This is a genomic window from Micrococcus sp. HMSC31B01 (assembly GCF_001816085.1).
In the GTDB taxonomy this organism is placed as follows: domain Bacteria; phylum Actinomycetota; class Actinomycetes; order Actinomycetales; family Micrococcaceae; genus Micrococcus; species Micrococcus luteus.
In genome coordinates this window covers 1-3,352 of sequence record NZ_KV824890.1, presented here as the reverse complement: position 1 = coordinate 3,352, position 3,352 = coordinate 1, and the positions used below count along the sequence as shown (strand labels likewise).

Annotated in this window: 2 protein-coding genes; both read left to right on the top strand. The window is 74.3% G+C overall.

The features are described 5' to 3' along the window. On the top strand, positions 1 to 1,252 hold a 1,252-nt coding region (locus HMPREF3105_RS01280), incomplete at its 5' end, for a glycosyltransferase family 4 protein (protein WP_070708590.1). Next, the coding region (locus HMPREF3105_RS01275; RefSeq protein ID WP_070708589.1) for a glycosyltransferase family protein at positions 1,249 to 3,352 on the top strand (2,104 nt) is incomplete at its 3' end. The genes HMPREF3105_RS01280 and HMPREF3105_RS01275, both read left to right, overlap by 4 nt.

Genomic DNA, 3,352 nt, shown 5'->3' with positions numbered 1-3,352 from the left:
GGGCCACGAGGACGAGGACCTGGCCGCCGCGCCGAGGCGGGTCGCCGACCACCTCGCACGGGCGGACGCCGCCGACCAGCTCGGCGACGACGCGCCGCGACACCTGGTCGTGGTGGGCGTGTACCCCACCCTCGAGAACCCCTACGGCAACGGCTTCGTGCACCGCCGGGTCAAGTACTTCCAGGCCGCCGGCGTCCGCGTCGACGTCGCGGTGATCGACCGGTCCGCCGAACCCCGCTCCTACGAGTATGACGGCGTCCACGTGCTGGTGGGCCGGGGCGCGGAGGCGGCCGAGATGCTGCGCACGCGGCACTACGAGTCCGTGGCGGCCCACTTCCTCGTCCGCTCCCTCTGGGAGCCGATCCAGGACGCGCTGGCCGGGCACCGCTTCTTCGTGTTCATGCACGGCTTCGAGTCGCGCCGGTGGATCCGGACCGTGCGCAACCACCGGACCCAGGGGCAGGTGGACGACGCGATCGTCGACACCCTGGAACGCCAGCGCTTCTGGCGTGAGGTGCTCGAGCACCCGCACGGCCCCGAGCGGTTCGTCTTCGTCTCCCGCTGGTGGCGCCGAGCGGCTCAGGAGGACATGGAGCTCGTCTTCCCGGGGCAACGCACGGCGATCGTGCACAACGTGATCGACACGGACCTGTTCCGCTTCGTGCCCAAGGACCCCGAGCAGCGCTTCCGCGTGCTGTGGGTCCGCTCCGCGGCGAACCTCAACTACGGCGCGGACCTCGCCGTCCGGGCCCTCGAGCGCCTGCGGGACACGCCCCTGTGGGACCGCATGCAGGTCACCGTGATCGGCGACGGCAAGCACTTCGGCCTCTTCGAGGCGGCCTTCGCGGACGACGCGAACGTCACGGTGGAGCGCCGCTACGCCGTCCAGGAGGAGATCGCGGCCCTGCACCGGGAGCACGGCGTGTTCCTGGTGCCCACCCGGCTCGACTCCCAGGGCGTCTCGCGGGACGAGGCGATGGCCTCCGGGCTCGTGCCCGTGACCAACGACGCCGGCGCCGTCCGGGAGTTCGTGGACGAGGACTGCGCGATGATCGCCGGCGTCGAGGACGTGGCCGGGCTGGCCGACGGCCTGCGACGGCTCATGGAGGACCCGGACCTGTTCCTGCGGATGTCCCAGGCCGCGGCAGCCCGGGTCCGCGCCCAGACGTCGCCGGAGCACACCGTCGACCACGAGATGGCGTTGATGGGTCTGGCGGCGGGCCCGGGCGGGCGAGGGGAGGAGAACGCGTGAGCACCGTGCTGCTGCTGACGACCGGCACGGGCCCGGCGGAGGGTCTGCTGCTGCAGGATCTGCGGGACAGCGGCCACGTGGTCGACGTCCTCGACGTCGCCTCGCACGCTTGGCTGCGCCGGCGGCCCGGCCTTGCCCCGGCCCCGCTCTACCCGTGGACAGGCACCCACGCCCTGCGCGCCGCCGGCGCCCAGATCGCGCGCGAGATGCGCCGGGTCACGGCCGCGGGCGCCTACGACGCGATCCTCGCCTCCGGGCTCGGCGCCGCGGGCTTCGCCGCCCGGCATGTGGAGGAGGAGTTCATCCCCCTGCTCCGCCGCGGCGACCTGGACTTCTCCGCGGCACGACGGCACGCCGAGGAGGACTTCGCAGCCCTGACGCGGGCGGTCGACCGGCTGTTCCTGGCCGACGAGTGGGAGTTCGACAAGGCCCTGTCCAAGGGCTCGCGCAGCGCCCACCTCCGGCATCCGCGCGTCGGCCTCGCGCCGCAGACGCTGGCGCCGCTCGCGGCGGAGGCCGAGACGCCGCGCGTCGTCGTCCTCCATCCGGAACACGTCGACGCCGATCGCCTCGCCGCGCAGATGGAGGCGCTCCAGACCGCGGTGGACACGGTGCCGGGCGCCTCGCTCCGCAGCCTCTCGGCCTCCGCCCTCTACCGCACCCGCGACCTCGCCGCAGGACGCGCGTTCGACGCGGTGGCGGCGACCCGGCTCGGCGGCGCCACGCACGTGGTCCTCGTGGGCTCGTCGCGCGACCACGCGGCCGTCGGTGAACTCCTGGTCGGCACCGGCTTCGCGGAACGGCTGGTGGTGGAGGACACCATCGGCTCGGGCGCGTGGGCCGCGGGCCATCCGGGCGTGCGGACGGGGCGCGGGCTGCGCCTCGTCACGGAGCTCGCCGCGGCCCTGCACGGGGGGCCCGAGACTCACTCCGCCGTCGACACCGTCGACGGCGGCACCACCGACCTGCTGTCTGCCTACCGCGCCGCGATGACCGGTCGCGTGGACCGGACGTTCGAGGACCTCGCCGTGCTCCGGCACGACGGCCCGCTGGACGTGTTCTTCTCCACCTCGCCGCTCGAGGACCGCACCGACGGGGCCCGTCCCCAGCGGGTGCGCAACATGAACGACGCCCTCTCCGAGCCCGCCGCGGCGCTGCGGCTCTCCTCCGTCCCGGGTGTCTTCGACCGGCGGCTCCGGGTCCTGGACGAGGCGCTCGCCGCCGGCCGTCCCCTCGGACTCCTCTACGGCGAGAATTCGACGTCGCCGATCCCGGTCGGCCGGGTGACCTCCGCACTCGCGGACGTCATGGCCCGCTTCTCGGCCGGAGGCGGCACGAGCGTCTGGTTCGTGCGTGACCTGCACTGGCTGGACGAGATCGACGGGTACCTCGAGGATGCCGACGCGCGGCGCGACGTCCAGGAGCGTGGGCTCGCCGAGTTCGATGCGATGGCGGCGGCCGCGGACCGGCTGGCGGCTCCGTCTGCGGAGTCCGGGGCCGGCTTCGACGCCCTGCTGGCCCGCCACGGCCGCGGGCCCGTGGACTGGCTGCCGCTGCCGCCGGCCGTGTCCCCGGCGAACACCGTCCCCGCCGACGCCCCGGCGATCGGCGAGGAGGGCGTCACCCTGCTGTACGCCGGAGGCGTGGGCGGGATCTACGGCCTGGGCCAGTACCTCACCGCCGTCGGGACGCTCGACCCGCAGGTGCGACTCGACTTCGTCGTGCGCGCGGGGGAGCGTTCCGTGTTGGAGGACTTGCTGGCCGAGCACGGCCTGGCGGACCGGCCCGGGCTGCGGATCACCACGGTCCCGCTCGAGTGGTACGTCCCCGCGACGCGGACCGTGGTGGGCGTGGTGCTGCTGGGCGGCGAGTACGCCCGGTTCAGCTTCCCCTACAAGACCATGTCCCTGATCGAGCGCGGCTACCCCGTGCTCTGCTTCGCGGACATGGGGATCGCGGACTTCCTCGAGCGCAACCGCGTGGGGCTCGGCGTCGCGCGCTCCTCGGAAGCGATCCGCGCCGGCATCGCCGCGCTCGTGCGGGACGGGGCGCCCGGCATGGCCGAGGCCCAGCGCTCGCAGTCCTGGGCCGCCCGGGTGG